This window comes from Streptomyces tricolor (assembly GCF_002155905.1).
In the GTDB taxonomy this organism is placed as follows: Bacteria; Actinomycetota; Actinomycetes; order Streptomycetales; family Streptomycetaceae; genus Streptomyces; species Streptomyces tricolor.
Genome location: NZ_MUMF01000641.1, coordinates 1 through 2,625, shown reverse-complemented (window position 1 = coordinate 2,625; position 2,625 = coordinate 1). Strand labels below are relative to the sequence as shown.

General features: G+C 76.6%; 2 protein-coding genes. Both read right to left on the bottom strand.

What is annotated here, in order from left to right; translation table 11 throughout:
* Nucleotides 1–1,322: type I polyketide synthase (locus CCN44_RS36195; RefSeq protein WP_414820543.1), on the bottom strand; the 1,322-nt coding region annotated here is incomplete at its 3' end.
* Between the two features lie 86 nt (nt 1,323–1,408).
* The coding region (locus CCN44_RS36190) for a beta-ketoacyl reductase (protein WP_143650235.1) at nt 1,409–2,625 on the bottom strand (1,217 nt) is incomplete at its 5' end.

Sequence of the window (2,625 nt, the reverse complement as noted above, 5' to 3'; positions counted from 1 at the left end):
CCGCTGATGCCGAAGGAGGACACCGCTGCGCGGCGCGGCCGGCCGGTCTCGGGCCAGGCGCGGGGCTCCCGCAGGGGTTCCACCGCGCCGGCCGTCCAGTCGACCTGCGGGGTCGGTTCGGTGAGGTGGGCGGTGCCGGGCAGCACGCCGTGCCGGAGGGCCATCACGGCCTTGATGACGCCGGCGACGCCCGCGGCGGCCTGGGTGTGGCCGATGTTGGACTTCACCGAGCCGAGCCAGAGCGGTGCGGCGCGGTCCTGGCCGTAGGTGGCGAGCAGGGCCTGCACCTCGATCGGGTCGCCGAGCGGGGTGCCGGTGCCGTGGCCCTCCACGAGGTCCAGGTCGGCGGTGGTGAGCCGGGCGTCGGCCAGGGCCTGCCGGATGACCCGCTGCTGGGCCGGCCCGTTGGGGGTGGTGAGGCCGCTGCTGGCGCCGTCCTGGTTGACCGCGGAGCCGCGCAGCACGGCCAGGACGGGGTGGCCGAGGCGTTCGGCGTCGCTGAGCCGTTCGACGAGGAGCATGCCGACGCCCTCGGACCAGCCGGTGCCGTCGGCTTCGGCGGAGTAGGACTTGCAGCGCCCGTCGGTGGCCAGGCCGCCCTGCCGGGAGAAGTCCACGAACACGGCCGGGGTGGACAGCACGGTCGCGCCGCCCGCCAGGGCCATCGTGCACTCCCCCGCGCGCAGTGCGCGGATCGCGGAGTGCAGGGCGACGAGCGAGGAGGAGCAGGCGGTGTCGAGGGTGACGGCGGGGCCCTCCAGGCCCAGGGTGTAGGCGATCCGGCCGCTGGCGACGCTGCCCGCGGTGCCCAGGCCCAGGTAGCCCTCGACGCCCTGGGGCAGCGGGTCGGCCCCGGTGCCGTAGTCGTGGTACATCACGCCGGCGTAGACGCCGGTGCGGCTGCCGCGCAGCGAGGTGGGGTCGATGCCGGCGCGTTCGATCGCCTCCCAGGCGGTCTCCAGGAGGAGGCGCTGCTGCGGGTCCATGGCGAGCGCCTCGCGGGGGCTGATGCCGAACAGACCGGGGTCGAACTCGCCGGCGTCGTGCAGGAATCCGCCCTCGCGGGTGTGGCTGGTGCCGGAGCGCTCGGGGTCGTCGGCGAAGAGGGCGGCCAGGTCCCAGCCGCGGTCGGTGGGGAAGGGGCCCATGGCGTCCCGGCCGTCGAGCACGAGTCGCCACAGGTCCTCCGGCGAGCCGACGCCACCGGGGTACCGGCAGGCCATGCCGACGATCGCGATCGGCTCGTGCGCCCGGTCCTCCGTCTCGCGCAGCCGCTGCTTGGCCCGGCGCAGGTCGGTGGTCAGGCGCTTGAGCGTCTCCACGACCTTGCGGTCGTCGGTCTGTTCCTGGGACAACGCGGTGGCTCCTCGTGCGGTGGTGCGGTCGTTCGTGCGGTCGGTGTCGGTCATCAGAAGTCCCCCAGCTCCCGGTCGGCGAGGTCGAGCAGGTCGGCGAGGCTCTCCTCGCCGGTGTCGGCGAGCGGCTCGTCCGGGGCCGGTTCGTCGAGGGTGCGCAGCAGGGCGCGCAGCCGGCTGCGCAGGCCCTCGCGCAGCTCCGGGTCGGCGGCGAACTCGGCCGCCGCGGTCTCCAGTTCCGCGAGGGTGCTGGTGCGCAGGGACGCCACGGTGGGCCGGCCGGGGGCCAGTTCGGCCACCAGGTGGGCGGCGAGCGCGGCGGGCGTCGGGTGATCGAAGATCACCGTGGCGGGCAGCCGCAGGCCCGCGGCGGCGCCCAGCCGGTTGCGCAGTTCGACGGACATCAGGGAGTCGAAGCCGAGCTGCTGGAAGCCGCGCTCCTGGTCGACGCCGTCGGCCGTGGCGTGGCCGAGCACCTCGGCCGTGTGCCGCAGGACGACGTCGAGTGCCCGGCGTTCCCGTTCCGCGACGGGCAGCGCGGCCAGGGTGTCCGCGAGCGGCTCGGCCGGTTCGGGTGCCGTCCGGGCCGGTGCGGGCACCAGGGACCGTAGCACGGGCGGGAGTTCGGCCGCCCGGGCGCGCAGGCCCGGCAGGTCGAGCCGGGCGGCGAGCGGCGCGGCCGGCGCCCCGGCGCGGGCGGTGTCGAACAGGGCCAGGCCGAGTGCGGAGTCGAGCGGCAGCAGGCCGGCCCGGGAGGCACGGCGGGTGTCGACCTGGGCGGCCATGCCGTCGGCCCAGGGGCCCCAGGCCAGGGACACCGCGGGCAGGCCGGCGGCCCGGCGGTGGGCGGCGAGGGCATCCAGGAAGGCGTTGGCCGCCGCGTAGTTGGCCTGTCCGGGGGCGCCGAGGAGGCCGGCGGCGGACGAGAACAGCACGAACGCGTCGAGGTCGGCGGTGAGTTCGTGCAGGTGCCAGGCGGCGTCCGCCTTGGGCCGCAGGACGGTGTCGAGCCGGTCCGGGGTGAGGGCGGCCACGACGCCGTCGTCCAGTACGCCCGCGGCGTGCACGACGGCCGTCACCGGGTGCGCGGGGTCGACGCTCGCGAGGAGCGCGGCCAGCGCGGCCCGGTCGCCGACGTCGCAGGCCGCGAAGCGGACCTCGGCACCGGCCGCGGTGAGCTCCGCGGCCAGTGCGGGGTGCCGTCCCTGCCGGCTGACCAGCAGCAGCCGTCGTACGCCGTGTTCGGCGACCAGGTGCCGGGCCACCAGCG